The organism is Algorimicrobium echini (assembly GCF_900115185.1).
Taxonomy (GTDB): Bacteria; Bacteroidota; Bacteroidia; order Flavobacteriales; family Flavobacteriaceae; genus Algorimicrobium; species Algorimicrobium echini.
In genome coordinates, this window is sequence record NZ_FOVN01000007.1 from 102,203 (window position 1) to 127,412 (window position 25,210).

Annotated in this window: 26 protein-coding genes; 20 read left to right on the forward strand and 6 right to left on the reverse strand. The window is 34.1% G+C overall.

Annotated elements, in window-relative coordinates:
• The first annotated feature begins 55 nt into the window (after positions 1-55).
• Entirely contained in the window at positions 56-1,066 is a 1,011-nt protein-coding gene (locus tag BM239_RS13885) for a 3-oxoacyl-ACP synthase III family protein (protein WP_092209672.1), read from the forward strand.
• A 433-nt stretch (positions 1,067-1,499) separates the two neighbouring features.
• A complete protein-coding gene (locus BM239_RS13890) occupies positions 1,500-1,862 on the forward strand; it encodes a CoA-binding protein (protein WP_092209674.1) in 363 nt (120 codons plus the stop codon).
• Here BM239_RS13890 and BM239_RS13895 read toward each other — a convergent pair.
• Positions 1,839-3,281: a sodium:solute symporter gene (locus BM239_RS13895; RefSeq protein ID WP_092209676.1), complete on the reverse strand. Its 1,443-nt coding sequence runs from the start codon at positions 3,279-3,281 to the stop codon at positions 1,839-1,841. The genes BM239_RS13890 and BM239_RS13895 overlap by 24 nt on opposite strands.
• An 80-nt stretch (positions 3,282-3,361) precedes the next feature.
• On the opposite strand from BM239_RS13895, the gene recR reads away from it, so the two are divergent.
• The 3 genes from recR to BM239_RS13910 all read left to right on the forward strand — a co-directional run bounded on the left by recR (position 3,362) and on the right by BM239_RS13910 (position 6,469).
• Entirely contained in the window at positions 3,362-3,979 is a 618-nt protein-coding gene (recR, locus tag BM239_RS13900) for a recombination mediator RecR (RefSeq protein ID WP_092209790.1), read from the forward strand.
• Between the two features lie 4 nt (positions 3,980-3,983).
• Positions 3,984-5,090 carry a glycosyltransferase family 2 protein gene (locus BM239_RS13905; protein WP_092209678.1) on the forward strand — a complete coding sequence of 369 codons (1,107 nt, stop codon included), beginning with the start codon at positions 3,984-3,986 and terminating at the stop codon, positions 5,088-5,090.
• 80 nt (positions 5,091-5,170) lie between these two features.
• Positions 5,171-6,469: a dihydrolipoamide acetyltransferase family protein gene (locus BM239_RS13910; protein WP_092209680.1), complete on the forward strand. Its 1,299-nt coding sequence runs from the start codon at positions 5,171-5,173 to the stop codon at positions 6,467-6,469.
• 443 nt (positions 6,470-6,912) lie between these two features.
• Here BM239_RS13910 and BM239_RS13920 read toward each other — a convergent pair whose 3' ends face one another.
• From BM239_RS13920 to BM239_RS13930, 3 genes are all read right to left on the reverse strand, one after another.
• Positions 6,913-7,719 carry an alpha/beta hydrolase gene (locus BM239_RS13920; protein ID WP_092209684.1) on the reverse strand — a complete coding sequence of 269 codons (807 nt, stop codon included), beginning with the start codon at positions 7,717-7,719 and terminating at the stop codon, positions 6,913-6,915.
• A 49-nt stretch (positions 7,720-7,768) separates the two neighbouring features.
• On the reverse strand, positions 7,769-8,299 hold the full coding sequence (locus tag BM239_RS13925; protein ID WP_092209686.1) for a DUF421 domain-containing protein: 531 nt from the start codon (positions 8,297-8,299) through the stop codon (positions 7,769-7,771).
• Between the two features lie 113 nt (positions 8,300-8,412).
• Entirely contained in the window at positions 8,413-9,072 is a 660-nt protein-coding gene (locus BM239_RS13930) for a hypothetical protein (protein WP_092209688.1), read from the reverse strand.
• A gap of 211 nt (positions 9,073-9,283) precedes the next feature.
• On the opposite strand from BM239_RS13930, the gene BM239_RS13935 reads away from it, so the two are divergent.
• The 9 genes from BM239_RS13935 to rimO all read left to right on the forward strand — a co-directional run bounded on the left by BM239_RS13935 (position 9,284) and on the right by rimO (position 15,614).
• A complete protein-coding gene (locus BM239_RS13935; protein ID WP_092209690.1) occupies positions 9,284-10,060 on the forward strand; it encodes a 3'-5' exonuclease in 777 nt (258 codons plus the stop codon).
• A 110-nt stretch (positions 10,061-10,170) separates the two neighbouring features.
• A complete protein-coding gene (locus BM239_RS13940) occupies positions 10,171-10,782 on the forward strand; it encodes a fumarylacetoacetate hydrolase family protein (RefSeq protein ID WP_092209692.1) in 612 nt (203 codons plus the stop codon).
• Positions 10,783-11,124: an Hpt domain-containing protein gene (locus tag BM239_RS13945; protein ID WP_092209694.1), complete on the forward strand. Its 342-nt coding sequence runs from the start codon at positions 10,783-10,785 to the stop codon at positions 11,122-11,124.
• On the forward strand, positions 11,124-12,371 hold the full coding sequence (locus tag BM239_RS13950; protein ID WP_092209696.1) for a competence/damage-inducible protein A: 1,248 nt from the start codon (positions 11,124-11,126) through the stop codon (positions 12,369-12,371). The genes BM239_RS13945 and BM239_RS13950 overlap by 1 nt, the downstream gene beginning before the upstream one ends.
• A 101-nt stretch (positions 12,372-12,472) precedes the next feature.
• Positions 12,473-12,709: a 50S ribosomal protein L28 gene (gene rpmB, locus BM239_RS13955; protein WP_066250092.1), complete on the forward strand. Its 237-nt coding sequence runs from the start codon at positions 12,473-12,475 to the stop codon at positions 12,707-12,709.
• Between the two features lie 26 nt (positions 12,710-12,735).
• Positions 12,736-12,918 carry a 50S ribosomal protein L33 gene (gene rpmG, locus BM239_RS13960; protein ID WP_007648529.1) on the forward strand — a complete coding sequence of 61 codons (183 nt, stop codon included), beginning with the start codon at positions 12,736-12,738 and terminating at the stop codon, positions 12,916-12,918.
• 41 nt (positions 12,919-12,959) lie between these two features.
• Positions 12,960-13,112, forward strand: coding sequence for a DUF4295 domain-containing protein (locus BM239_RS13965; protein WP_092209698.1), 153 nt, complete (start codon positions 12,960-12,962; stop codon positions 13,110-13,112).
• Between the two features lie 144 nt (positions 13,113-13,256).
• Positions 13,257-14,210 (forward strand): signal recognition particle-docking protein FtsY, encoded by a 954-nt coding sequence (gene ftsY, locus BM239_RS13970; protein ID WP_092209700.1) that lies wholly within the window; start codon positions 13,257-13,259, stop codon positions 14,208-14,210.
• Between the two features lie 96 nt (positions 14,211-14,306).
• Positions 14,307-15,614 (forward strand): 30S ribosomal protein S12 methylthiotransferase RimO, encoded by a 1,308-nt coding sequence (gene rimO, locus BM239_RS13975; RefSeq protein WP_092209702.1) that lies wholly within the window; start codon positions 14,307-14,309, stop codon positions 15,612-15,614.
• A gap of 25 nt (positions 15,615-15,639) precedes the next feature.
• On the opposite strand, the gene BM239_RS13980 is transcribed toward rimO, so the two are convergent.
• Complete coding sequence (locus tag BM239_RS13980) at positions 15,640-16,914, reverse strand: carboxypeptidase-like regulatory domain-containing protein (protein ID WP_092209704.1); 1,275 nt, start codon at positions 16,912-16,914, stop codon at positions 15,640-15,642.
• A gap of 168 nt (positions 16,915-17,082) precedes the next feature.
• Positions 17,083-17,664 (reverse strand): MiaE family protein, encoded by a 582-nt coding sequence (miaE, locus tag BM239_RS13985; protein ID WP_092209706.1) that lies wholly within the window; start codon positions 17,662-17,664, stop codon positions 17,083-17,085.
• A gap of 116 nt (positions 17,665-17,780) precedes the next feature.
• Here miaE and bshC point away from each other — a divergent pair, with 116 nt between their 5' ends.
• The 6 genes from bshC (at position 17,781) to BM239_RS14015 (ending at position 25,105) form a co-directional block, all read left to right on the forward strand.
• Positions 17,781-19,385 (forward strand): bacillithiol biosynthesis cysteine-adding enzyme BshC, encoded by a 1,605-nt coding sequence (bshC, locus tag BM239_RS13990; RefSeq protein WP_092209708.1) that lies wholly within the window; start codon positions 17,781-17,783, stop codon positions 19,383-19,385.
• A 3-nt stretch (positions 19,386-19,388) separates the two neighbouring features.
• Complete coding sequence (locus tag BM239_RS13995; protein ID WP_092209710.1) at positions 19,389-20,759, forward strand: pyridoxal phosphate-dependent decarboxylase family protein; 1,371 nt, start codon at positions 19,389-19,391, stop codon at positions 20,757-20,759.
• A gap of 59 nt (positions 20,760-20,818) precedes the next feature.
• A complete protein-coding gene (gene guaA / locus BM239_RS14000; RefSeq protein WP_092209712.1) occupies positions 20,819-22,354 on the forward strand; it encodes a glutamine-hydrolyzing GMP synthase in 1,536 nt (511 codons plus the stop codon).
• Positions 22,355-22,528: 174 nt separating this feature from the next.
• Positions 22,529-24,448, forward strand: a complete 1,920-nt coding sequence (locus tag BM239_RS14005) for a PBP1 and LysM peptidoglycan-binding domain-containing protein (RefSeq protein WP_092209714.1) — start codon at positions 22,529-22,531, stop codon at positions 24,446-24,448.
• Between the two features lie 4 nt (positions 24,449-24,452).
• The gene (locus BM239_RS14010) at positions 24,453-24,854 is read left to right on the forward strand and encodes an OsmC family protein (RefSeq protein ID WP_092209716.1); all 402 of its coding nucleotides are present in this window, start codon (positions 24,453-24,455) and stop codon (positions 24,852-24,854) included.
• Positions 24,855-24,874: 20 nt separating this feature from the next.
• Entirely contained in the window at positions 24,875-25,105 is a 231-nt protein-coding gene (locus BM239_RS14015) for a DUF3820 family protein (protein ID WP_092209718.1), read from the forward strand.
• Positions 25,106-25,210 lie beyond the last annotated feature (105 nt).

The following is a 25,210-nucleotide window of genomic DNA, read 5'->3' on the forward strand; positions in this document are numbered from 1 at the left end:
GCAATTTCCTCCAGATGCCAATCCGGATTCAGAAATTAATAACAAATAATTTTCAATGTATAATTCTAAAATAATTGGTTTAGGTCATTATGTGCCTGATAATGTGGTTACCAATGACGATTTGTCTAAATTGATGGATACAAATGATGCTTGGATTCAAGAACGAACAGGTATTAAAGAACGTCGTTGGGTTGTAAAAGGGTCAGATGATACTACAGCTACCATGGGTGTTAAAGCTGCTAAAGTGGCTATTGAACGTGCTGGAATAGATAAAGATGATATTGATTTTATCATTTTTGCAACCTTAAGTCCAGATATGTATTTTCCAGGTCCAGGCGTGCAAGTGCAACATGCATTAAATATTAAAACGGTTGGTGCTTTAGATGTTAGAAACCAATGCTCTGGATTTGTCTATGCATTATCGGTTGCTGATAATTTTATTAAAACAGGAATGTATAAAAACATTTTAGTTATTGGAAGCGAATTGCATTCTCATGGATTAGATGTAACAACACGTGGACGTGGTGTTTCCGTTATTTTTGGTGATGGTGCAGGAGCTGCTATTTTAACACGTGAAGAAGATACTAGTAAAGGAATTTTATCCACTCATTTACATTCGCAAGGCGAACATGCTGAAGAATTGGTTCTGGTGGCACCAGGTATGGGAAAACGCTGGGTGAATGATATTTTAGCTGATAACGATCCAAATGACGAAAGTTATTACCCACACATGAATGGTCAGTTTGTTTTTAAAAATGCCGTAGTACGTTTTAGTGAAGTGATTATGGAAGGTCTGGAAAAAAACAACTTACCTGTGGATGCTATCGATATGTTAATACCGCATCAAGCGAATTTGCGTATTTCGCAATTCATTCAAAAGAAATTTAGTTTGTCAGACGATCAGGTATTTAATAATATTCAGAAGTACGGAAATACCACAGCTGCTTCCATTCCTATTGCATTAACTGAAGCCTGGGAACAAGGGAAAATTAAAGAAGGTGATACTGTTGTTTTAGCCGCCTTTGGTAGTGGCTTTACTTGGGGAAGTGTCATCATTAAATGGTAACAAATTCCTTCGTAGGAAGATGTTTCTAAATAGGCTAAAGATTCAGTGTAGCCAATCTTAAAAACAATAATTTTAATTTATCTCATAAAAAAACCCGAAACATTGCTGCTTCGGGTTTTCTACTATTAACCAATTTAACTAACACTAAACTATAAATTAAATAGTTTAAAAATTACTTAAAACTTATCACTTACCTATATAGACGTAAAAAGTCTGCATTTATTTCAAACCTTAACATTTTTAACTATCATTTAACACATAAAGCAAAAACCCAAAGCTTTTACACCTTGGGTTTTCTGTATTTAATAGTCAAACACTAACACTAACCATCAACTATTACGCAGACTATTAAATATTTGTTATTATCAATATAGACGATTACATTTGGAAAACGTTACACTATATAAATGAGTTTAACGCTAAATTAACAGCTATGAGTAAAAAAACATTAGTAATAGGCGCTTCTTTAAAACCTAACCGGTATTCTAATATTGCTATAAACCGTTTGGTTAATTACCAGCATGATGTGGTAGCTTTTGGATTACGATCAGGAACGGTTTCTGGAGTATCCATTGATACAGAACTAAAACCTTATACGAATATTGAAACGGTTACCTTGTATTTAAATCCTCAGCGTCAGGTGGACTATTACGAGTATATTATCTCTTTGAACCCGAAACGTGTTATTTTTAATCCTGGAACGGAAAATCCCGAATTTTATAAATTATTGGATGCTGCAAATATTAAAAGTGAAGTAGCTTGTACGCTTGTTTTACTTTCTACGAATCAGTATTAAACCCAAATAGGTAAGGAGCCCGTTTACAATTAAAATTTCGAAACCTATTTTATAACCGTTAAACAACTCTGCTGAATACATATTTATAAAATAAGATAGTATTGGCGCTATTAATGCAATGATCCAAACATACTTGTCTTTAAGCTCGGTTTTAGTTAAAATTCCAAATGCAAATAGTCCTAATAAGGGTCCGTAGGTATAACCAGCAGCTTTAAACAATTCCCAAATTACTGATACATCTTTAAATAATGAATCAAATAGGATAATAACAGCCACTAAAACGATACTCACCAAAATGTGAACGCGTTTCCTAATACCTTTTTGTTTGTTTTCAGGTTTTTTATCGAGCTCAATTATATCTATACAAAATGAAGTTGTTAAGGATGTTAAAGCAGAATCAGCACTAGAATAAGCCGCAGCAATTAACCCTAAAATAAAAAATGCGGAGGTTAAAATACCAATTTCAGGCAACATAGCAATTGTTGGAAATAAATCATCTTTGGTTGCCGTAATCCCATTTTGTTGAGCATATTGCGTCAACATTAATCCTAATGCTAGAAATAAAATATTCACGAAAATGAGTACAATACTGAAAACAACCATGTTTTTCTGGGCATCTTTTAAATTTCGACAGGTTAGGTTTTTCTGCATCATATCCTGATCTAAACCAGTCATGGTAATGGTAATAAACATACCAGCTAAAAAGCTTTTTATAAAGAATTGTGCGTCGTTAGAGTCGTCTAAAAAGAAGACTCTACTCATGGTACTATCTTTCACATTTGTATAGATTTCAGAAATGCCATTTAAATCTAAAGCGGTTGCTAAAAATGAAATGGTAACAACTACCGAAATTAACATGAACAGTGTTTGTAAGGTATCTGTAAAAATAATCGTTTTAATACCACCTTTAAACGTGTATAACCAAATAAGCGCAATGGTAATAATTACAGTTACTGGAAAAGGCATGCCTAAATTATCAAATACTAAAAGCTGTAAAACTTTGGCAACCAAAAAGAGTCTGAAGGCAGCGCCAACAGTACGAGAAATTAAAAACGCAACCGAGCCTGTTTTGTAACTAGTATTCCCAAATCTATCTCGTAAATAGGTGTAAATGGAGGTTAAGTTCATCCGGTAATACAGTGGTAAAAGGACGTAGGCAATTACTAAATAGCCAAAAAAGTAACCAAATACCACCTGTAAATATCCAAACTGTTTGGTTTCTACAGCTCCTGGAACTGAAATAAATGTGACACCAGATAAGGATGCGCCAATCATTCCAAAAGCTACCAAATACCAAGGAGCCGATTTATTGGCCTTAAAAAAGGAGTCATTGGAATCCTCTTGTCCTGTAAAATAGGAAATTAGAATTAAAACAATGAAATAGGCTGCAATTAAAAGAATAATCTGCGTTGGACTCATATAGCTATAAAATGTTCAGCCAAAATACAAATTACCATTGTATATGCAATTCTTAAATGGAAAATCGTAAATTCGCGGCTATGGAATTTTCATCAAAACTTTTAGAGAAAGCTGTTAACGAGATGTCGCAATTACCAGGAATTGGTAAGCGAACGGCATTGCGTTTGGTTTTACACTTGTTGAATCAGCCTGAAAGCCAGACGGTTCAGTTAGCAGGTGCTTTAAAAACCATGCGTTCAGACATTAAATTTTGTAAAAGTTGTTATAATATTAGTGATGTGGAGTTGTGTGAAATTTGCGCCAATCCCAATCGGATTAGTGATGTAATTTGTGTGGTTGAAGATATTCGCGATGTCATGGCTATTGAAAATACCAGTTCTTTTAAAGGTTTATATCATGTTTTGGGTGGTAAAATTTCGCCTATGGATGGTATCGGTCCGCAGGATTTGAATATTCAATCTTTGGTAGAAAAAGTAAAGTTAGGTGATGTAAAAGAACTCATTTTCGCATTGGGTTCCACCATGGAAGGCGATACCACCAACTTTTATATCTACCGACAAATTCAAGACTATAATGTCCTAACATCTACCATTGCTAGAGGAATATCAGTAGGCAATGAGTTAGAGTATACCGATGAAATTACCCTTGGACGCAGTATTGTTAACCGCATTCCTTTTGAAGCATCCCTAAAATCGTAAGTATTTGAAACTATCTGTCATCATCTTAAATTATAATGTTCGCTATTTTTTAGAGCTTTGTTTAAAAAGCGTCGAGAAAGCAATAGAAGGTTTGGATGCCGAAATTATTGTGGTCGACAATCAGTCCTCTGACACGAGTTGCGCGATGGTGAAAGCCTTGTTTCCAAATGTTATTTTAATAGAAAACCCTTCGAATGATGGTTTTTCAAAAGGCAATAATTTAGGTGTTAAACAAGCAAAAGGCGAGTATTTATGCATTTTAAATCCGGATACCATTGTTGCAGAAGATACTTTTAAAATACTTCTAGATTTTTCAGACAAGCAAGATAATTTGGGTATTGTTGGCTGCCGACTCATGGATGGAACCGGTAAATTTCTACCCGAAAGTAAACGTAATGTGCCGAAACCAGCCGTTGCGCTTAAAAAATTATTAGGAAATCCCAATTCCTATTACGCCAATCAATTGGGTGAATATGAAACTGGTAAAGTGCCCATTTTTGTAGGTGCTTTTATGTTGCTTAAAAAAGATGTGTATTTAAAAGTTGGCGGTTTTGATGAAGACTATTTTATGTATGGTGAAGATATTGACCTATCATACAAAGTCCTAAAAGCTGGTTATACCAACTACTATAATGGAAGCACAACAATTATTCACTATAAAGGCGAAAGCACCTTGAAAGATGCTAATTACGCGAAACGGTTTTATGGCGCCATGCAAATTTTCTATAAAAAGCACTTTAAAAATAATATTTTTTTTGATAGTATGGTGTGGTTGGGAATTCGCGCAGCATATTTAATACGTTCAGAACCTGTAGTGGTAAAACCCAAACGGCAATCTTACGTGTTTTTAACTCAAGAAACATCACACATTCTAGAAACAAATTTAGAAAAGCCTGTTTCTTTAGTGAAAAAAGTAATTCATGTAGATCCATTTACGGAAGTTATTTTTGACGCCAACACCTTTTCCTATAAATCAATTTTTCAGCATATTACCGATTTAAAGGCTAACGAAGGTATTTCATTTAAAATTCTACCAAACAATTCCGATTTTATAATTGGTAGTAACAGTTCAAAAAATCGTGGTGAAATTCACCTACTAAAAAAGAATTAAATAATAAAACTGCAATGAATTTGATGATTTTTCATTAATTTTGCAGTCGAAATTAAAAAACATACGGTTTAGTTACAGATATGGCAAAATTTGAATTAAAACTCCCTAAAATGGGAGAGAGTGTAGCAGAAGCAACCATTACATCTTGGTTAAAAGAAGTGGGCGATACTATTGAAGCAGACGAAGCAGTTCTTGAAATTGCAACAGATAAAGTGGATAGTGAAGTGCCTAGTGAAGTAGATGGTGTATTAGTTGAGGTGTTATTTAACGTGGACGATGTAGTTCAAGTTGGTCAGACCATTGCTATTATAGAAACAGAAAGCGATTCAGTAGCTGTTGATTCAGCTCCAAAATCAGAGCCTACAAAAGAGTCCGCTCCTGTAGCTGAAGTGGCTAAAACAGTAACGGCTGCACAAGAAACGGCTGCACCAGTAGCATCTTCAGATGATCGGTTTTATTCACCATTGGTGAAAAATATGGCAACTAAAGAAGGCGTTTCTCAAGATGAATTAGATGCTATTCCAGGAACTGGAAAAGATGGACGTGTTACTAAAAACGACATGCGTGCGTATTTAGAAAATCGTTCGTCTGCACCAAAATCACAACCAACACAGCCAGCAGCTCCTAAACAAACAGAAAAACCAAAAGCAGCTCCAGTAGTAGCTTCAGGTGATGATGAAATTATAGAAATGTCCCGAATGGGCAAATTAATTGCGCATCACATGGTGGAATCAGTTCAAACTTCGGCACATGTTCAGAGTTTTATTGAAGCTGATGTTACCAAAATATGGAATTGGCGTAAAAAAGTGAAAGATGGCTTTATGAAGCGTGAAGGTGAAAACTTAACCTTTACACCAATCTTTATGGAAGCAATTGCCAAAGCGTTACGCGATTTTCCAATGATGAATATTTCTGTGCAAGGAGATACCATTATTAAAAAGAAGCATATTAACTTAGGTATGGCAGCAGCTTTAGGCGATGGTAACTTAATTGTACCTGTTATTAAAGATGCAGACCAGTTAAATTTAGTTGGAATGACCAAAAAGGTAAATGATTTAGCTAATAGAGCTCGATTAAACCAACTAAAACCAGACGATATCCAAGGTGGTACTTACACAGTTACAAATGTGGGAACCTTTGGCAGTATTATGGGTACACCAATTATTAATCAGCCGCAAGTAGGTATTTTAGCACTGGGTGCTATTCGTAAAGTACCTGCAGTTGTAGAAACACCTGAAGGCGATTTTATTGGCATCCGTTACAGAATGTTCTTATCGCATTCTTATGACCATCGTGTTGTAAATGGTGCGTTAGGCGGACAGTTTGTAAAGGCTGTTAAAGATTATTTAGAGGCTTGGGACTCTAATCGCGAGATTTAAAAATCCCTTTAAAAAAAGGGCTCTCAAAATATAATAAGCGAAAAGCACAATCGGAGGATTGTGCTTTTTTTGTTTTAGATTCTGTTCGTTTTAGGGTTTTGAAATTTGTATATGAGGATATTATGATTCAAAACTTAAAAATTGATTCTAATAATTATTTTTAAGTTTTTTCTAAACTAAAATCCAACCTAAAATTATTAAAAATATAATAGCCACAAACCCATTATTAAACATATGTTGCCTGTCCCAATGATCTTTAGATTTTTTTTTACCATAAAGATATTCTTTAAAACTAAATTTAGGTTTCTTAAAAATTGTTCGCCAAATTGAGCCGTAAATCCATCGAATGGTGCCTCCAATAGTATTTATTACCAAGTGAAATTATGGTATAAGCAACAATATTGTCAATCATAGATTAATGTTCTTTGTTTTTTAAAACAAACTTAATCAAAACTCCAAACCAAAGCTTTTTCTTTCGTTGCTCTAAAAATAGTATTGTGTTTTTCATTCGGTTCATCGGAATAGGTCCACGTTACATTTTCGGGTGCTGCTTCTTTAAAAATGGTTGCAAGATTTCTAGTGTGTTTGGAAATATCTTCGGCACCAGAACCTGCAAACCATATTTTTTTGGATTTATTTGGAAACTGACTCAAATGATTTTTAGCTTCTTTTACTAAATTGAAATCGTTCCACCATAATGATGGATCCATAGCAATAAAAAAATCAAACGCTTCTGGATTTAACATAAACGTTTCTATTACAAAAAGTCCTGCTAACGATTCGCCAATAATGCCTTTTTGGTTTGTTGTTCGGTATTTTTTATTTATATCTGGTATTAATTCATTGCTTATAAACGCACGAAAATTTTTGGCACCATCCGTAATTGGACAATATTCCGCATCGGCTTCTACTTCAGAAGAGCCCGTTAAATCGCGACCTCTTTCCGTGTTTTCAATCCCAACTAAAATTAATGGTGGAATCTGCTTTTCGGCAATAAGTTTGGCGAGTGTATTAGCTATGTGTGGGAAATCTTCTTGTATACCACCATCTGGCATATAAAGTACAGGAAAGGATTGTTCCGAAGTTGCATAAGTAGGTGGTGTCCAAACATTAATTACGCGTGTTTCGTGGACTGAAACGGATTCAATAGTAAAATTATCATGAGTAGGAATTGGGTCGTTGTATTGCGAACGGTTATTGCAGCTCAAGCATATTAAGAGTAGCGTAATAACGAGGTGTATTTTGTTCATTTTTAGCTCTGGAAATATTTAAAAAATTAAAGATATAAAAATTACTGAATCATGGGGTTTCTCTGACACCTCTTAAAATATCCGACTGCATGTTAACAGAATCAGAACTTGATGCCTTGTGTAATACAGAAATATCACCAGTAGATTCCAGAACAACCGCAAGCACCTGGTCAAAATTAGTCACATTTGCCTCGCGTAATTTGGCAATGAGTTGCGATTTGTGAATTCGAGCATGTTTTAAGTTGGTTTCCAGAATGTTATTTCCTTTCATTAATAATAAAGGTTTATTGGAAATCAGCGAATTTAAAGCAGGAAAACGTCTTTGTAAAAACGAAAATATAAAAGTTAATATCAATAAGCTGGTAATAGCAGTGGAGCCATGAGCAACCGTTGTACTAGATGTTAGTGTAGCCGAAATGATACTACCAATAGCAATGGTAAAAGCAAAGTCGTAAGCAGTAAATTTGGCAAAAGACCGAAGGCCAACAAGTCGTGTTAGCAGGATAACAACTATAAAAACTAAAATACTTGCTAAAAAGGTAATTAAAATTGGGTCGCTTATTTTGTAAATCCAGTCCATAATATGTTGTTTTTTATGAGCTAGAATATACAGACTTCATTATTGATAAACTAGTTAGAATAAAAAATATGTGTGCTGTATGACTAAACTTTATCTATAGTTTTAAAACGCTTTCAGTTAGCCGTCTGTTTGTTTAACATTTTGGCTTTTGTTTTACGCTTCCAGTACACAATATAAATAGTTCCTAGAAGTGTAGGGGTTAACCAAGCTATTAGATTACTTATACCAACTCCAGCAATTACAAAAGCTGTTATGGATGCAATTAAAGCACCATTCATTTTTATAAGATGAGCAATTAACCACGCATTTTTGGAATTCTGGGGATTTTTAAAAAATTTAAAATCTATACAAGTGAGTCTCAACCCGAAAACTCCAAAAAATAGGAAAAGTACACTGGTAGTATTACTTTTAAAGATTAAATAGATACCAAATACCATCATGAAAATAGAAAATAGGAGCATGATTCCTGAAATAGATTTGTCAATCCAGTTGGCTTGTGCTTTATTTTTGAAGGTCAATGCTCGGTTTCCGCTTAAAACTAAATACATGGTAAAGACACCAATTACAAAAAGAAATAGGTTTTCATGATTGGGCATCCAAGAAATTGGAACAGAAATTAGTGAGCTAGTAAACATACCAATTGAAAATAATTTACCCATTCGTTTATGGTTTTTGCTCCCTTTTTTCACAATAATACTGGCTATTCCAGTAATAAGTCCGATACCTCCAAAAAACGCGTGGATGTAAATAGCAATTTTAATAATATCTTCCATTTGAGTTGGTTTTTTATGATAATAGGTTAAAAATCGAACAAAAAAAGAAGGTGTTAAATTAAAACAGACTCAATTGTTGTTTTTTACAGATGAGTTAGTTTAATAAAGTAGTTTCGCTATTTTTTAGCGTACAATATGTTTTCTTAAGGTTTTTTCTAACTCAAACAGCTTTTTTATTAATTCTATTTACCTTTGCCCAAAATGATAGAACATGAAACTCAATCTTACCAAGCCCATTTGTTTTTTCGATTTAGAAACGACAGGAATTAGTATCACTTCAGATAGAATAGTAGAAATTGCTATTCTTAAAGTTCATCCTAATGGTAAAGAAGAATCGACACGCTGGTTAGTAAATCCAGAAATGCCTATACCTAAAGAGGTTACAGCCATTCATGGGATTTCGGATGCTGATGTTGCAGATGCACCGACATTTAAGGAGTTGGCAAAAGAAATTCATCAAATTGTTAAAGATTCCGATCTAGGTGGTTTTAATTCTAACCGATTCGATATTCCGCTTTTAGCTGAAGAAATGTTACGTGCTGATGTGGATTTCGATATGAAAAATCGGGTTTCAATTGATGTTCAAACCATTTTTCATAAAATGGAACAACGAACTTTAAGTGCTGCCTATAAATTTTATTGCAATGAAACGTTAGAAGGTGCTCATAGCGCTGAAGCGGATACTCATGCTACCTACCAAGTTTTAAAAGCGCAGTTAGCAAAATATGATGAGCTTGAAAATGACACACAGTTTTTAGCCGAATTTAGTTCGCGAAAAAAATTCGCGGATTTTGCTGGTTTTATTTCTTATAATAAACAGGGTGAAGAGTGCTTCTCCTTCGGAAAGCATAAAGGTAAATTAGTAACCGAAATTTTAGAAAAAGAACCCGGATATTTTGGGTGGTTACTCAACGCAGATTTTCCATTGTATACCAAGAAAGTATTAACAGCTATTAAGTTAAGAGCCTTTAATAATAAATTGGATTAGTCGGTTTTAATCGGTTTTGTTTAAAATTCAACAATTCAAACACACAACAATTCAAACACACAACAATTCAAACACACAACAATTCAAACATTCAACAACAAACAGTATCAATGAAACTCATTTGCATCGGTAGGAATTATACCGAACATATAAAAGAATTGGAAAACGAAAGACCAACTGATCCAGTGGTGTTTCTAAAACCAGATACAGCCATTTTATTAAAAAAGCAGCCGTTCTTTATTCCTGATTTTTCTAACGACGTGCATCATGAAGTAGAAGTTTTAGTGAAAATTAATAAAGTCGGTAAATATATTAATGAAAAATTTGCCCATAAATACTACGATGAAATAGGTTTGGGAATTGATTTTACTGCGCGTGACTTACAATCGCAACTTAAAGAAAAAGGGTTGCCATGGGAAAAAGCAAAAGCCTTTGATGGAGCAGCAGTAATAGGTAATTGGGTGTCTAAAGCCCAGTTTGATGATATAAATAATATAAATTTCTCATTAAAAAAGAATGATGAATGGGTTCAAAACGGAAATACCAGTCACATGCTCTGGAAAATTGATGCGTTAATAGAATATGTTTCTAAATATTTCACTTTAAAGATTGGAGATATTATATTTACAGGAACTCCAGCAGGTGTTGGAAGGGTAGAACCAAACGATCAATTAACAGGATACATAGAAAACGAACAGATGTTTTCAATAACAGTAAAATAAATGGAACAACATTACAAATTATTTCGAGTACGCGAATTAGCGGATAATGATGAAGAGTTTGTAGCAACGCTAGCTGCTGCTTTTTTAGAAGAAGTGCCCGAAGATTTAGAGCGACTTAAAACGGCTGTTGCTGCTAAAGATTATCACTCTACGTATCAGGCAGCTCATAAAATGAAACCAACAATAGATTTGTTTGAGCTGGGTGTATTAGCAGACTTAATTGAAGTTCAAGATTGGGGTAAATTTGAAAAAACAGATATGGATGTTTCGGTAAAACTCGCTACGGTTGTAGGAGCAGTTGAAAATGCTATTTCTGAAATAAAAGTAGATTTCAATTTATAATGCAAGCCGAAATTATTACCATTGGTGATGAAATCCTTATTGGACAAATAGTAGATACTAACTCTGCTTTTATAAGTCAGGCATTAAATAAAATTGGTGTTTCGGTCTATCAAATAACTTCTGTTCAAGATGATAAAACACACATTTTAAAATCTTTAAAGGAAGCAGAAGAAAATGCTGATATTATTATCATAACAGGAGGATTAGGGCCTACAAAAGATGATATAACCAAACGGACTATCTGCGATTATTTTCAAGATACACTCATTACAAGCGAGGCTGTTTTGGATAACATCAAACATATTTGGGAAACCTATATCAAAAAACCACTTGCACAAGTAAATATAGATCAGGCATTAGTGCCCTCAAAAGCACAAGTACTAATGAATAAGTATGGTAGTGCACCAGGTATGTGGATAGAAAAAAACGGAAAAGTGTTTGTTTCGCTTCCTGGCGTACCTTATGAGATGAAAGCGCTAATGGATAATGAGGTTGTGCCAAAACTTCGAGAAACATTTCAATTTCCTTACATAAAGCACACCACTATTTTAACATATGGTTTGGGCGAAAGTACCTTGGCTGAACGAATTGAGACTTGGGAGGATAATCTGCCTAAATATATGAAATTGGCTTATTTACCAGGATTAGGTCGAGTGAGGTTGCGTTTGTCGGCAAAAGCATTCGATAAAAAATTGGTAGAAACCGAAATGGATGTTCAAATAAAAGCATTGCTTCCACAAATTGAAGATATTTTTGTAGGTTTTGAAACTGATGAGTCTATTGAGGCTGTAATCGGCAAGCAATTAATAGCTATACATAAAACTGTTTGTACAGCTGAAAGTTGTACAGGTGGTAAAATAGCACAATTGTTTACCAAAAATGCTGGTGCTTCAAAATTCTTTAAAGGAAGTGTTGTGAGTTATGCAACCGAAGCTAAAATAGATGTTTTACAGGTTTCAGAAACGCTAATTAAAAAACATTCTGTGGTTAGTGCTCCAGTAGCTGAAGCTATGGCAAAAAAAGCACGGGAAATGTTTAAAACCGATTATGCAATTGCAACTACTGGTAATGCAGGACCAGATAAAGGCGATTCTGATGCTGAAGTAGGAACGGTATTTATTGCTATTGCAACAAAAGATGCCGTTTATTCTGAAAAATTTGAATTAGGAAATCACCGAACAAAAGTTATTATGAAAGCAGTTAATAAGGCATTTGAAATGTTACAAAAAGAAATTTTAAAAAAGTAACGATTTTACTTTGCTGATATTATAAAGATTTACTAAATTTGCAGCCTGTTTTGAAACGTCTGTTTTGAAATAGTCGAAATAACACTTTTAAAGATAGAACAATGTCAAGAGTTTGTGAACTTACAGGAAAGAAAGCGATGGTTGGAAACAACGTATCTCACGCAATGAACAAAACAAAGCGTAGATTTGATGCAAATCTTATTAAAAAACGTTTTTACCTTCCAGAAGAAGATAAGTGGGTAACCTTAAAAGTTGCTACATCAACATTAAAGACTATTAACAAAATCGGTATTACTGCTGCTTTAAAAGAGGCAAAGGCAAAAGGATTTATTAAGTAATAGTCTTCTTATAAAAATATAGTACAATGGCAAAAAAAGGTAACAGAATACAAGTAATACTAGAGTGCACAGAGCACAAAGAGTCTGGTCAACCAGGAACTTCAAGATATATTACAACAAAAAACAAAAAGAACACACCAGATAGAATGGAGATTAAGAAATTTAATCCAATTCTTAAGCGTATGACAGTTCATAAAGAAATTAAATAATTAGAGGTTTTACGGCGTAAAATTTCAAAAAGCATTTAAACATGGCAAAGAAATCAGTAGCATCATTACAAACAGGATCTAAAAGATTAACAAAAGCTATTAAGATGGTAAAGTCTCCTAAAACAGGTGCTTACATGTTTGTAGAATCTGTTATGGCTCCAGAATTTGTAAATGATTGGTTAGGAAAACAATAGTTTTACTGACATTTTAAAATATTCAAGCTGCTTTCGGTACACGGAAGCAGCTTTTTGTTTTATCTTTATAAGCGAATGACAAAAGTGCAGTCCGTTAATTTAGGCAAGACTTTTGGTAATCCTTTGGAATAGAAATTAAGACCCATGAGTTTTTTTAAAAAAATATTTTCTTCAGAAAAAAAAGAAACCCTAGACAAAGGTTTAGAAAAATCTAAATCATCGTTTTTAGGAAAATTAAGTAAAGCCGTCGCTGGAAAATCGAAAGTTGACGATGAAGTCCTCGATAATTTAGAGGAAATTCTAGTAAGTAGCGATGTTGGCGTAAATACAACCTTAAGAATAATCGAGCGGATTGAAGCACGTGTTGCTAAAGATAAATATTTAGGAACCGATGAATTAAATAAAATTCTACGTGAAGAAATTGCGGGACTTTTAAGCGAAACCAATTCTGGGGAAGAAACAGAATTCTCTGTTCCAATTAATAAAAAGCCCTATGTTTTAATGGTTGTTGGCGTTAATGGTGTTGGAAAAACAACCACCATTGGAAAGCTTGCTTATCAGTTTAAAAAGAAAGGACTCAAAGTTGTTCTAGGAGCAGCAGATACCTTTAGAGCAGCAGCTATAGATCAACTTCAGGTTTGGGCTGATCGCGTAGAAGTGCCAATGGTGCGTCAAGACATGGGTTCTGATCCGGCTTCTGTAGCGTTTGATGCGTTACAATCTGGCGTAAACCAAAATGCAGATGTTATTATTATTGATACAGCAGGACGCTTACATAATAAAGTGAATTTAATGAACGAGCTGACTAAAGTAAAACGCGTTATGCAAAAGGTTGTTGGCGATGCGCCACACGATGTGCTTTTAGTTTTAGATGGCTCTACAGGACAAAATGCTTTTGAACAAGCCAAGCAATTTACAGCTGCCACTGAAGTAACTTCGTTAGCCGTTACTAAATTAGATGGAACCGCTAAAGGTGGTGTGGTTATAGGAATATCAGATCAATTTAAAATTCCTGTTAAATATATAGGCGTAGGTGAAGGAATTGAGGATTTGCAAGTATTTAATAAGTATGAGTTTGTGGATAGTTTCTTTAAATAAGTCATTCAAGCTATAAAAAATTATTAAAAGACTTCAATTCAATTGAGGTCTTTTTGTTTATAAACATATTGTATCTTTGCAGCCTGAAATTTAGTTATGAGAACAAAGACACTTAAAAAAAATAGAATCAATGTAGTTACACTTGGCTGTAGTAAAAATGTCTACGATAGTGAGGTTTTAATGGGCCAACTTAAAGCCAGCGGTAAAGAGGTTGTACATGAAGAGGAAGGTAATGTTGTTGTAATTAATACCTGCGGTTTTATTAATAATGCCAAAGAAGAAAGTGTGAATACTATTTTAGAATTCATGCAGAAAAAAGAAGCTGGTGAAGTAGATAAAGTCTTTGTTACCGGTTGTTTAAGCGAGCGTTACAAACCGGACTTACAAAAGGAGATTCCGAATGTAGATCAGTATTTCGGAACAACCGAATTACCAGGATTACTAAAAGCATTGGGTGCCGATTATAAACATGAGTTAATTGGTGAGCGTTTAACAACCACACCTAAAAATTATGCCTATTTAAAAATTGCTGAAGGTTGCGACCGTCCGTGTAGTTTTTGTGCTATCCCTTTAATGCGTGGAAAACATAAGAGTACACCTATTGAAGATTTAGTAACCGAAGCTGAAAAATTAGCAGCCAATGGCGTTAAGGAATTAATTTTAATTGCTCAAGATTTAACATACTACGGACTGGATTTATATAAAAAACGAAATTTAGCCGAATTGCTGGAAGCCCTTGTTAAGGTTGAAGGTATTGAGTGGATTCGTTTGCATTACGCCTTTCCAACAGGTTTTCCAATGGATGTGTTGGATGTTATGAAACGGGAGCCTAAAGTGTGTAACTATCTAGATATTCCATTACAACATATTTCTGATGAAATTTTAAAGAGTATGCGTCGTGGAACTACTAATGAAAAAACCACAAAACTTCTTAAAGAATTCAGAAAAGCCGTTCCAGAAATGACAATCAGGACAACGTTAATTGTTGGTTATCCTGGTGAAACAGAAGCCCATTTTCAGGAATTGAAAGCTTGGGTTAAAGCTATGCGTTTTGAACGTTTGGGTTGTTTTACATATAGTCATGAAGAAAACACGCATGCCTTCAATTTAGTGGATGATGTCCCAGATGAAGTCAAGCAAGAACGTGCTAATGAGATTATGGAAATCCAATCGCAAATTTCATGGGAACTAAACCAGTCTAAAATTGGTGAAATTTTCAAGGTTGTTATTGATAGAAAAGAAGGCGAATACTTTGTTGGTCGGACCGAATTTGATTCGCCAGATGTTGATAATGAAGTTTTAATAGATGCATCAAAAACCTACTTAAAAACAGGAGAATTTACAATGGTAAAAATTACGGATGCAGCGGATTTTGATCTGTATGCTGAAGTTATACCAACTTAAGGCTATTAACGCTTAAAGGAGTATTTTACCCTTCAGATTTATCTAATTGCTTCTGAATTTTTTCAATGGCAGATTCTATGGATTTTTCGGGTTCTATTATGTTATACTGCCCCCAAAATTCTGAATCCAAAAATCCTGTAGCTTCATCAATTAAAATGCTTGATGGCCTTAAAATGCTAGCCTTATTTTTGGGTCTTGCGTATTTATCATTTGCAAAATTCCAGTTTGTTATAGCCATTTCACTATTTAAAGTGTATACATTATTAAATAAACGTCCTTTCCAGTTCACCTTAAAAGTCAGTAAAATATTACTGTAGCTGTAATACCATTTGCCATTAGTGTTTCTATAATTCACGCGATAATTTGCTTCAGTTGGATATACTTTTACACGATTAGGTTTCCGTTTGACAAATAATTCGCTAGCCATATCTCGATTTTCTACATTTAAACTATAAATGGCACTTGTAAGCGCTAAATTTTTAGATTCAATAAAAAGCTTACCATAGTAAAGCGGTATTTGTAGTTCAGGCTTTTGTTTAAAATTAATAACATAAACAAGTTGATCATCTATTACTGTAGATGCGTCAAAAGAAAAATTGTAATTTGCTATGTTGTCTCTGTTAAAGATATATTCAGGATATTTCATAATGTCTACATACAAATTGTTAAACGGGCCACCTTGAAGCTTCAAGGCTAGTGTATCTAATTTGGAGTAGTTAGTAGTTTTTCTAACCTTTATAATTTCAACGGCATCTTGTCTGATGGATGTGTTTGGCTGTTTATAAATAGAAACTACAGCTTCCGATAGAGAGGCGTTTTGGCGCCTCTTTTTTATTGTTTCACGATAGAAACCTGTCATTTCTAAACCAGATTCTATATAATTAGTTGCTTTTCGCTCCAGCATCAAACGCACTAAAATTTCTGCACTTTTAGGTCTCGATAGATTAATTTCATCCAAAGGTGTAAACGATGGGTCTAGAGCTATGGTACTATTTTCAATAATTGTAGAAATCGGTACTTCCTTTTCAGCATAGCCTAAATAAGAAATGGTAATCGAACGGTTTGTAAAATCTAATGGTAATTTTAAAATATAATTACCTTCTGTGTTGGAAATCGTGGCAATATTAGATCCGGAAACTAACAAGTCAGCAAATATTAAAGGGTCATTTGTTTTATTATCAATAACTTTTCCAGTTATCTCAATTAAAGAGTCTTTTTCTACCTGCGAAAATCCTGAATTAAAGGTTGTCAGTATGAGGAAAATTCCTAAATAATATTTTAAAAATAATTGCAGTTTCATAGCTTATTGAATATGTCATAAAAGTTACTGAAAAAACATGAATTCAACTATTATTTTAAATAGTTTGTAAATGATAAATTAAGGACTAACCAGAAAATGAATTTAATTTTTACAAATAAATTCAAATTTTAAGCTTTTCTAAAAAAAAGTCAGATGCTACGGATAAAGTTAGCCATGTATGGTTTCCGATTTTCCATAATTCTGAATTACTTCAGCTTCAAAATCAATAAGTTCTTTCCAGCGTTTATCAACATCCACTTCTTGGCCGTATTTTCTGGCAAGACCAATAAATAAGGTGTAATGTCCAGCTTCGCTTATCATTAATTCATGATAAAATTTTGCCAATTCCGGATCCTGAATGTTTTGCGAAAGAATCTTAAATCGTTCACAACTTCTGGCTTCTATCATCGCAGAAAAAAGGAGCCTATCTACCATGGATTGTATGCGACTTCCACCTTTATTCATAAATTTATAAAGTTCGTTTACGTAACTATCCTTACGTTCACGACCCAGTTTGTAACCCCGTTTTTTTATAATATTGTGTACCATTTCAAAATGCTCTAATTCCTCTTTGGCTAATGCCAATAAGTCAGTAACTAGGTCTGTGTATTCTGAATTCAGTGTAATAATTGTTATAGCGTTTGTGGCTGCTTTTTGTTCACACCAAGCGTGATCTGTTAATATTTCTTCTAAATTGGATTCGGCTATATTTACCCATCGTGGATCTGTTGCTAACTTTAAACCTAACATAATGACATTTTTGACAAAGATAAGCATTCTTTGTAGCGCTTGGCGGCATATATTTTAAGTTATTTTTAAGACTAGAAAACGTATCTTTGCTTTTTTAAAAATAGCAACACTTAACTATGCCATCCCACTGTATTCCGTTTAGAAACACCAACTATTTTTCGCCTTTAATTTGTGATTATTTAGATGAAAAACCCACGTTAAAGCCCTTTTATAATAGGTTTCCAAAACTGAATAGTTTTCAAGAACAAATGGTTGAAAAAAAGGCGTCTTTCAGTAAAAAGACGCGAGAAGTATTAGTTGCTAGTTTAATTGAACAATACAAATACACCAAGACATCTCAACTAACACAAAAAAATATTGATGCTTTACAGTCTGAAAACACTTTTACGGTTACAACCGGACATCAGTTAAACATTTTTACAGGGCCTCTTTATTTTTTCTATAAAATTATTTCAACTATAAACTTATGCGATGAATTAAAAGCAGCAAATCCAAATCATCAGTTTGTACCAATTTATTGGATGGCAACCGAAGATCATGATTTTGAAGAAATTAATTACTTTAATTTCGATGGAAAAAAAGTGTCCTGGGATAGGAAAGCTTCAGGGCCTGTTGGCGAATTGGATCTAGAGGGCTTTAAACACGTTTTTGAAGTGTTTTCCAAACAACTTCCAAAAAGTAAAAACGCTGATAAGTTAATTCAACTTTTTAAGGATAGTTATTTAGCAAACAATAGCCTAACTCAAGCTACACGTAATTTGGTGAATGCGCTATTTAAAGCTTACGGATTGGTTATCATAGATGGAAATGATAAAAACTTGAAGACCGAATTCATTCCATATATAAAAGAAGAGTTTCTTAATCAATCTTCATATAAAGAGGTGTCAAAAACCAATAAGGAATTAAATGCATTACCTGAAAATTATAAAATTCAGGTCAATCCGCGAGAAATAAATCTCTTCTATATTAAATCTGGGTTGCGTGAACGCATAGTAGAAATTGATGGTGTTTTTCAAGTATTGGAAACGGATATTTCATGGAACAAAAATCAGTTAATAGCAGAAGTAGAAAACTATCCCGAACGTTTTAGTCCTAATGTTATTTTAAGACCTTTGTTTCAAGAAGTGGTGTTGCCAAACCTTTGCTATATAGGTGGTGGTGGCGAATTAGCATATTGGTTTCAACTAAAATCTAATTTTGAAGCGCAAAATGTAACATTCCCTATATTGCTATTACGAAATTCAGTTTTGTTAATAACCACCAAACAACAAGAGAAATTAGAAAAACTGAATTTGGAAACTAAAGATTTGTTTTTAAAACAGTCTGATTTGTTAACGAAAGTCACGAAAGACATTTCGAAAATAGAAATCGATTTTTCGCAACAAAAGGAGCACCTTAAAAAGCAGTTTGAAGATTTATATAAACTAGCAGAGCAAACTGATAAATCCTTCAAAGGTGCCGTTTCTGCTCAAGAAACAAAACAAATAAACGGTTTGGAGCATTTGGAAAAGCGTTTGTTAAAAGCGCAAAAGCGGAAGCAATCAGATGTGTTACAGCGTGTTAAAATAATTCAAGACTGTTTATTTCCAAATCAAAGTTTGCAAGAGCGTCAAGCTAACTTTTCTACCTTTTATTTAGAGTTTGGAGACCAATTAATTCAGCAGTTAATGGTAAATTTGCAACCGTTGAAAAACGAGTTTATAATATTAAATTTAGAGTAACTCATGCATAAAATTGATATGGAGCTTATTGAAATGACACTAGATGTCATGAAATATGCTATTGGTAGAATATCCGCTACAGAACACCAAATAGGAAAACCCAAAAAAGCCGAAGAATTAAAAGCAATTGTAGGCGAAACTGTTACAGCAAAGGGTGTAGGAGGTGAGTATGCGTTTAATTTATGGAAAGAGCATTTGTCTAAAGCCAACGTACCTGTAGACCATCCAAGGAATTTAGCATTTGTACCAGCTTCTCCAACGCGAGCAGCTATTATGTTCGATTTGGTAACCTCTGCATCCAGTATACATGGAGCGTATTGGATGGAAGGTGCAGGTGGTATTTTCTGTGAAAATGAAGCCATGTCTTGGATTGTTTCCTTAACAGGTTTACCAGCAGGCGCATTTGGTGTATTTACAAGCGGAGGAACGGCAGCAAATTTATCAGCAATTGTCACGGCTCGTGAGTTTTGGCGACGTGATGATACCTATAAGCGTGAAAAAGGTTTAATTATTACCTCTATAGGAGCGCATTCATCAATAAAAGCCATGGCTAAAGTAGCAGATGTGGATATTTTATTGGTAGATACTGAAGAACGCTTAACAGGAAGTGATTTACGCAACACCATTGAAGGTTTAAACTTCCACCAACGCAAGCGTTTATTTGCTGTAGTTGCAACTGGCGGCACAACCAATGCAGGAATTATTGACGATTTAGAGGGTATAGCGGATATTTGTGAGCAAGAAAATCTGTGGTTTCATGTGGATGCTGCTTATGGTGGTGGTGCTCTTGCGGCCGATTCGGTTAGACATTTGTTTAATGGTATAGAACGTGCTGATAGTATCACGATTGACCCACATAAATGGATGTTTTCACCTTATGATTGTGGTGCCGTTATTTATAAAGAACCAGAATTAGCAAAAGAAGCCCATTCGCAACAAGGATCTTATTTAGATATTTTTAAAGATGAAGGTGCTCATGGATTTAATCCAACAGATTACCAAATACAATTAACCCGTCGTGTTCGTGGATTGCCATTGTGGTTTTCTTTAGCTACACACGGAACAGATCGTTATAAACAGTCCGTAGAACGTGGTTTAGAATTAGCGCAATTAGCAGGCAAAATGATTGAAGAAAATCCAAATGTGGAGTTGGTAAGAGAACCAAGTTTGTCTTGTGTATTATATAGACGCATTGGTTGGAAACCCGAAGATTACACCAATTGGACTTACGAAAATCACAAAAAAGGCTTTGCATTAGTAACACCAACCAAATGGAAAAATGGTGATACTTTTGAAACAGTTTCTCGCTTTTGTTTTATTAATCCAGACACAACAGAAAATGATATTCAAATGATTTTGGAATCCATGAATTAATTATCCAAAAAAGTTTACCTCATAAATAGCTATTCAAAAATCAATTGTTATTTTTACACATGCAACACAACAACGTATTAATATTAGATTTCGGTTCGCAATACACTCAGCTAATTGCGCGTCGCGTTAGGGAACTCAACATTTATTGTGAGATTCATCCGTATAACAAAATTCCAAATAATTTAGAAACCTATAAAGCGGTTATACTTTCGGGAAGTCCAAATTCTGTGAGAGGGGGAGCCGTTTTGCATCCCGAATTAAAACATATTCGCGGTGAAAAACCGTTATTAGCTGTTTGCTATGGTGCACAATATTTAGCACATTTTTCAGGAGGTGAAGTTGCTCCTTCTAATACACGTGAATACGGTCGTGCTAATTTATCGTTTATAAAAGAAAAGGAAGATTTCTTCCATAACATTTATACAGGTAGTCAAGTTTGGATGAGTCATAGTGACACAATTAAAACTCTTCCAGACAATGGTGTGCTATTGGCAAGTACGGAGGATGTTGAAAATGCCGCCTATAAAATTGAAGGCGAACAAACCTATGCTATTCAATTTCACCCAGAAGTGTATCATTCTAAAGACGGTAAACAATTACTAGAAAACTTTTTGGTACATATTGCTAAAGTAGAACAAGACTGGACACCACAGTCGTTTGTGGAAGAAACCGTAGAAGCACTTCAGAAGAAATTAGGAAATGATCGGGTTGTATTAGGACTTTCAGGTGGAGTGGATTCATCGGTAGCAGCTATGTTATTGCATAAAGCAATTGGAAAAAACCTCTATTGCATATTTGTAAATAATGGTCTTTTACGAAAAAATGAGTTTCAAGATGTATTAGATCAATACAAGGATATGGGACTTAATGTAAAAGGCGTAGATGCTTCGGCACGTTTTTTGGATGCACTAGCAGGATTGAGTGACCCAGAAGAAAAGCGTAAAGCTATTGGTCGAGTCTTTATTGAAGTTTTTGATGATGAAGCGCATGAAATTTCGGATGTGAAATGGTTAGCTCAAGGTACTATTTATCCAGATGTTATTGAGAGTGTTTCGGTATCGGGTGGGCCTAGTGCTACTATTAAAAGTCACCACAATGTAGGTGGTTTGCCAGATTTTATGAAACTTAAAATCGTAGAACCTTTAAAAGCGTTGTTTAAAGATGAAGTGCGTCGTGTAGGTGCTTCTATGGATATGGATAAAAATCTATTAGGACGTCATCCATTTCCAGGGCCAGGATTGGCCATTCGTATTTTAGGTGATATTACAGCTGAAAAAGTACGGATTTTGCAAGAAGTTGATGCTGTTTTTATAGGTAACTTAAAAAAATGGAATCTGTATGATAATGTTTGGCAAGCTGGTGCCATTTTACTGCCTGTAAATAGTGTTGGTGTTATGGGTGATGAGCGTACTTATGAAAAATGTGTTGCTTTAAGAGCTGTGGAAAGCACGGATGGTATGACAGCCGATTGGGTAAATTTACCGTATGAGTTTTTACAAAAAACATCCAACGAGATAATAAATAAAGTAAAAGGCGTTAATAGAGTAGTATATGACATTAGTTCTAAACCACCAGCAACCATTGAGTGGGAATAAATAAAAATTACTTCTAGTGATTTTTAAGGAACTAAAAAAATGTATCGATAAGTTGGGAGTTTGACACGTGTTAGGCAAACTTTACAGTTAAATCTTTTTAGACTATTAAGTATTTAAAAAGAATAAAACGGATAACGTTGCTTTTGCAAACGTGAACCAGAACGTATATAGATTATGAAGAAACTATTTTGCATTTTAAGCATCTTACTAGTGTTTGGCTGTGGATCCACATCGCAAGCACAAAATTATAAAACACACAAGGTAAAAGCTGGTGAAACAATAGAGGTTATTGCTAAACAATATCAATTAACACCTTTTGATATTTATGCTTTAAACCCAGACGCTAAAAAAGAGTTAAAAACAAATGCCGTTTTAATTATTCCTAATAAAAAAATTGATCAATCTGCTCCTCATGCTGCAATTGAAAAGGAGTTAACAGGTTTTAAAACACATAAAGTAAAACGTAAGGAAACATTGTATAGTCTATCCAAAGAATATAATGTTGAACAGGACGAAATAAAAAAACATAATACTTTCCTCTATGCCAATAATCTGCGTAAAGGTGATGAAATAAAGATACCCCTTTACAAAAAGGTTTTTACAGTTTCTCAACCTGAAGAATTACAAAAAACATATACCGTTTTACCTAAAGAAGGTAAATGGCGCATTGCCTATAAATTTGGGATAACTGTAGCTGAATTAGAAGCTTTAAATCCTGGAATGAATTCCGTTTTACAAGAAGGTGAAGTTATAAATGTACCCAACATAACGGATACAGAAGAAAAACCTGTAGACAACCAATACTCCTATTATGAGGTGTTACCTAAAGAGGGTTTTTACCGATTGAAAGTCAAACTAGGTTTGGAACAAAGTGAGTTAGAAGCTTTAAATCCGGAATTAATTGAAAGTGGATTAAAAGTAGGTATGATTTTAAAAGTACCTTATAATGCCAACGTTGAAGATGAAAACACCAAACTTGAAATTATAGATTTAACCAATTCCATATCCAGTTATAAAGAGAAACATATAGCATTTATGTTGCCTTTTAAATTAAATAGAGTAAACGTGGATTCAGTTGTGGATACCAAAGAACAAATAAAGAAAGATCCGTTTTTAGATATGTCACTTGATTTTTATTCAGGTGTGGTTGTGGCATTAGATTCGTTGAAAAAATTAGGCGTTAATTTAAAAGTAGATGTTTATGATACTAGAAATATGGCAAGTGAAGTTTCTTCAATTTTAAACACCAATAGTTTTAATGATGTCCAAGCGGTTATTGGCCCATTTATGCCAGATCATATTAAACGAGTGGCAGCAGATTTACAAAGTGAAAACATACCAGTTGTTTCACCATTGACAAAAAATTTAGAAATATCTGAAAATATTTTTCAATCACGACCTTCAGAGGATCTCTTGAAAGATAAAATCATTAATTATGTAAAAAATGATAGCACGATTAATCAAATTATCATAATAGCAGATCAAAGTCATATCAAGATTTCTAACGATTTAAAAACACATTTTCCAACCGCTTCTCAAATCTACTCTCAAAAAGATAAAAAGGAAAAAGATGCTTATTTTATTTATGATACCGATATCATATCTAAATTGAAGCCAGGAAAAAATATTGTGTTTTTAGAAACATCAAATCCAGGATTTGTATCTAATGTTTCTAGTAAATTGAATTCTTTAATATCAAAGGATCGCCAGATTATTTTAGCTACAACCGAAATGGGTGACGCTTTTGAAGATGATGAGGTTTCTAATTATCACCTTTCTAATTTGCAATTAACTTTTGCAGCCATTGCAAAAACTTACAATGAAGATGATAATAATAGTTTTGCCATTGATTATGAAAAGCGGTATGGTGTTACTCCAAATAAAATAGCTGTTCGTGGTTTTGATGTGACTATGGATGTTGTTCTACGATTGGTAAACTATGAGAACCTTTATGAGTCAGTAAACCAAGCGCCATTAACAGAATATGTTGAAAATAAATTTGCCTACAAAAAGAAGTTATTTGGCGGTTATTACAACGATACAGTTTATTTGGTGAAGTATGAAGATTTGAAAATTGTTGAGGTAAAACAGTAAAAATATGACAGCAACCGTAACCTATATAGGTGACTTACGCACAGAGAATACTCATGTGCAATCAGGAAATTCTTTTATAACCGATGCGCCTGTTGATAACAATGGAAAAGGTGCCGCATTCTCACCAACCGATACTGTTGCCACGGCATTAGCAAACTGTATGTTAACTGTTATGGGAATTAAAGCGCAAGATATGGGGTATAATATGGAAGGAACTACAGCCCAAGTCACCAAAACGATGGCTTCTAATCCACGACGTATTTCAAAAATTAATGTCGTTTTAAGTTTTCCACAATTAGCAAGTATCAAAACCCGTAAGATTCTAGAGCATACAGCAAATACCTGTCCTGTTCATTATAGTTTACACCCAGATATTGAAAAAGTAGTAACCTTTAACTGGAAATAAGCCATTTTAAACATTAGTGTATGGAACCAGATAAAGCATTTCTTATAAAACTCGCACATACTAAAATGCCTTATGGTAAATACAAGGACCGTTACTTAATTGATTTACCCGAATATTATGTGGTTTGGTATCATAATAAAGGATTCCCAAAAGGAAAATTAGGTGAGATGCTGCAATCCGTTTATGAGCTAAAATTAAATGGACTAGAAGAACTAATACATACTATAAAACGTAATTTTCCAAAGCGGTAGTGTTCACTGTTCAGTTGCAGCTGAAATATTCAGTTTCATAAACTTACTTACACTTTTTTATCTTTGCGTCTTTAGTTTTTCCGAGATTTATAAATATTTCAATCC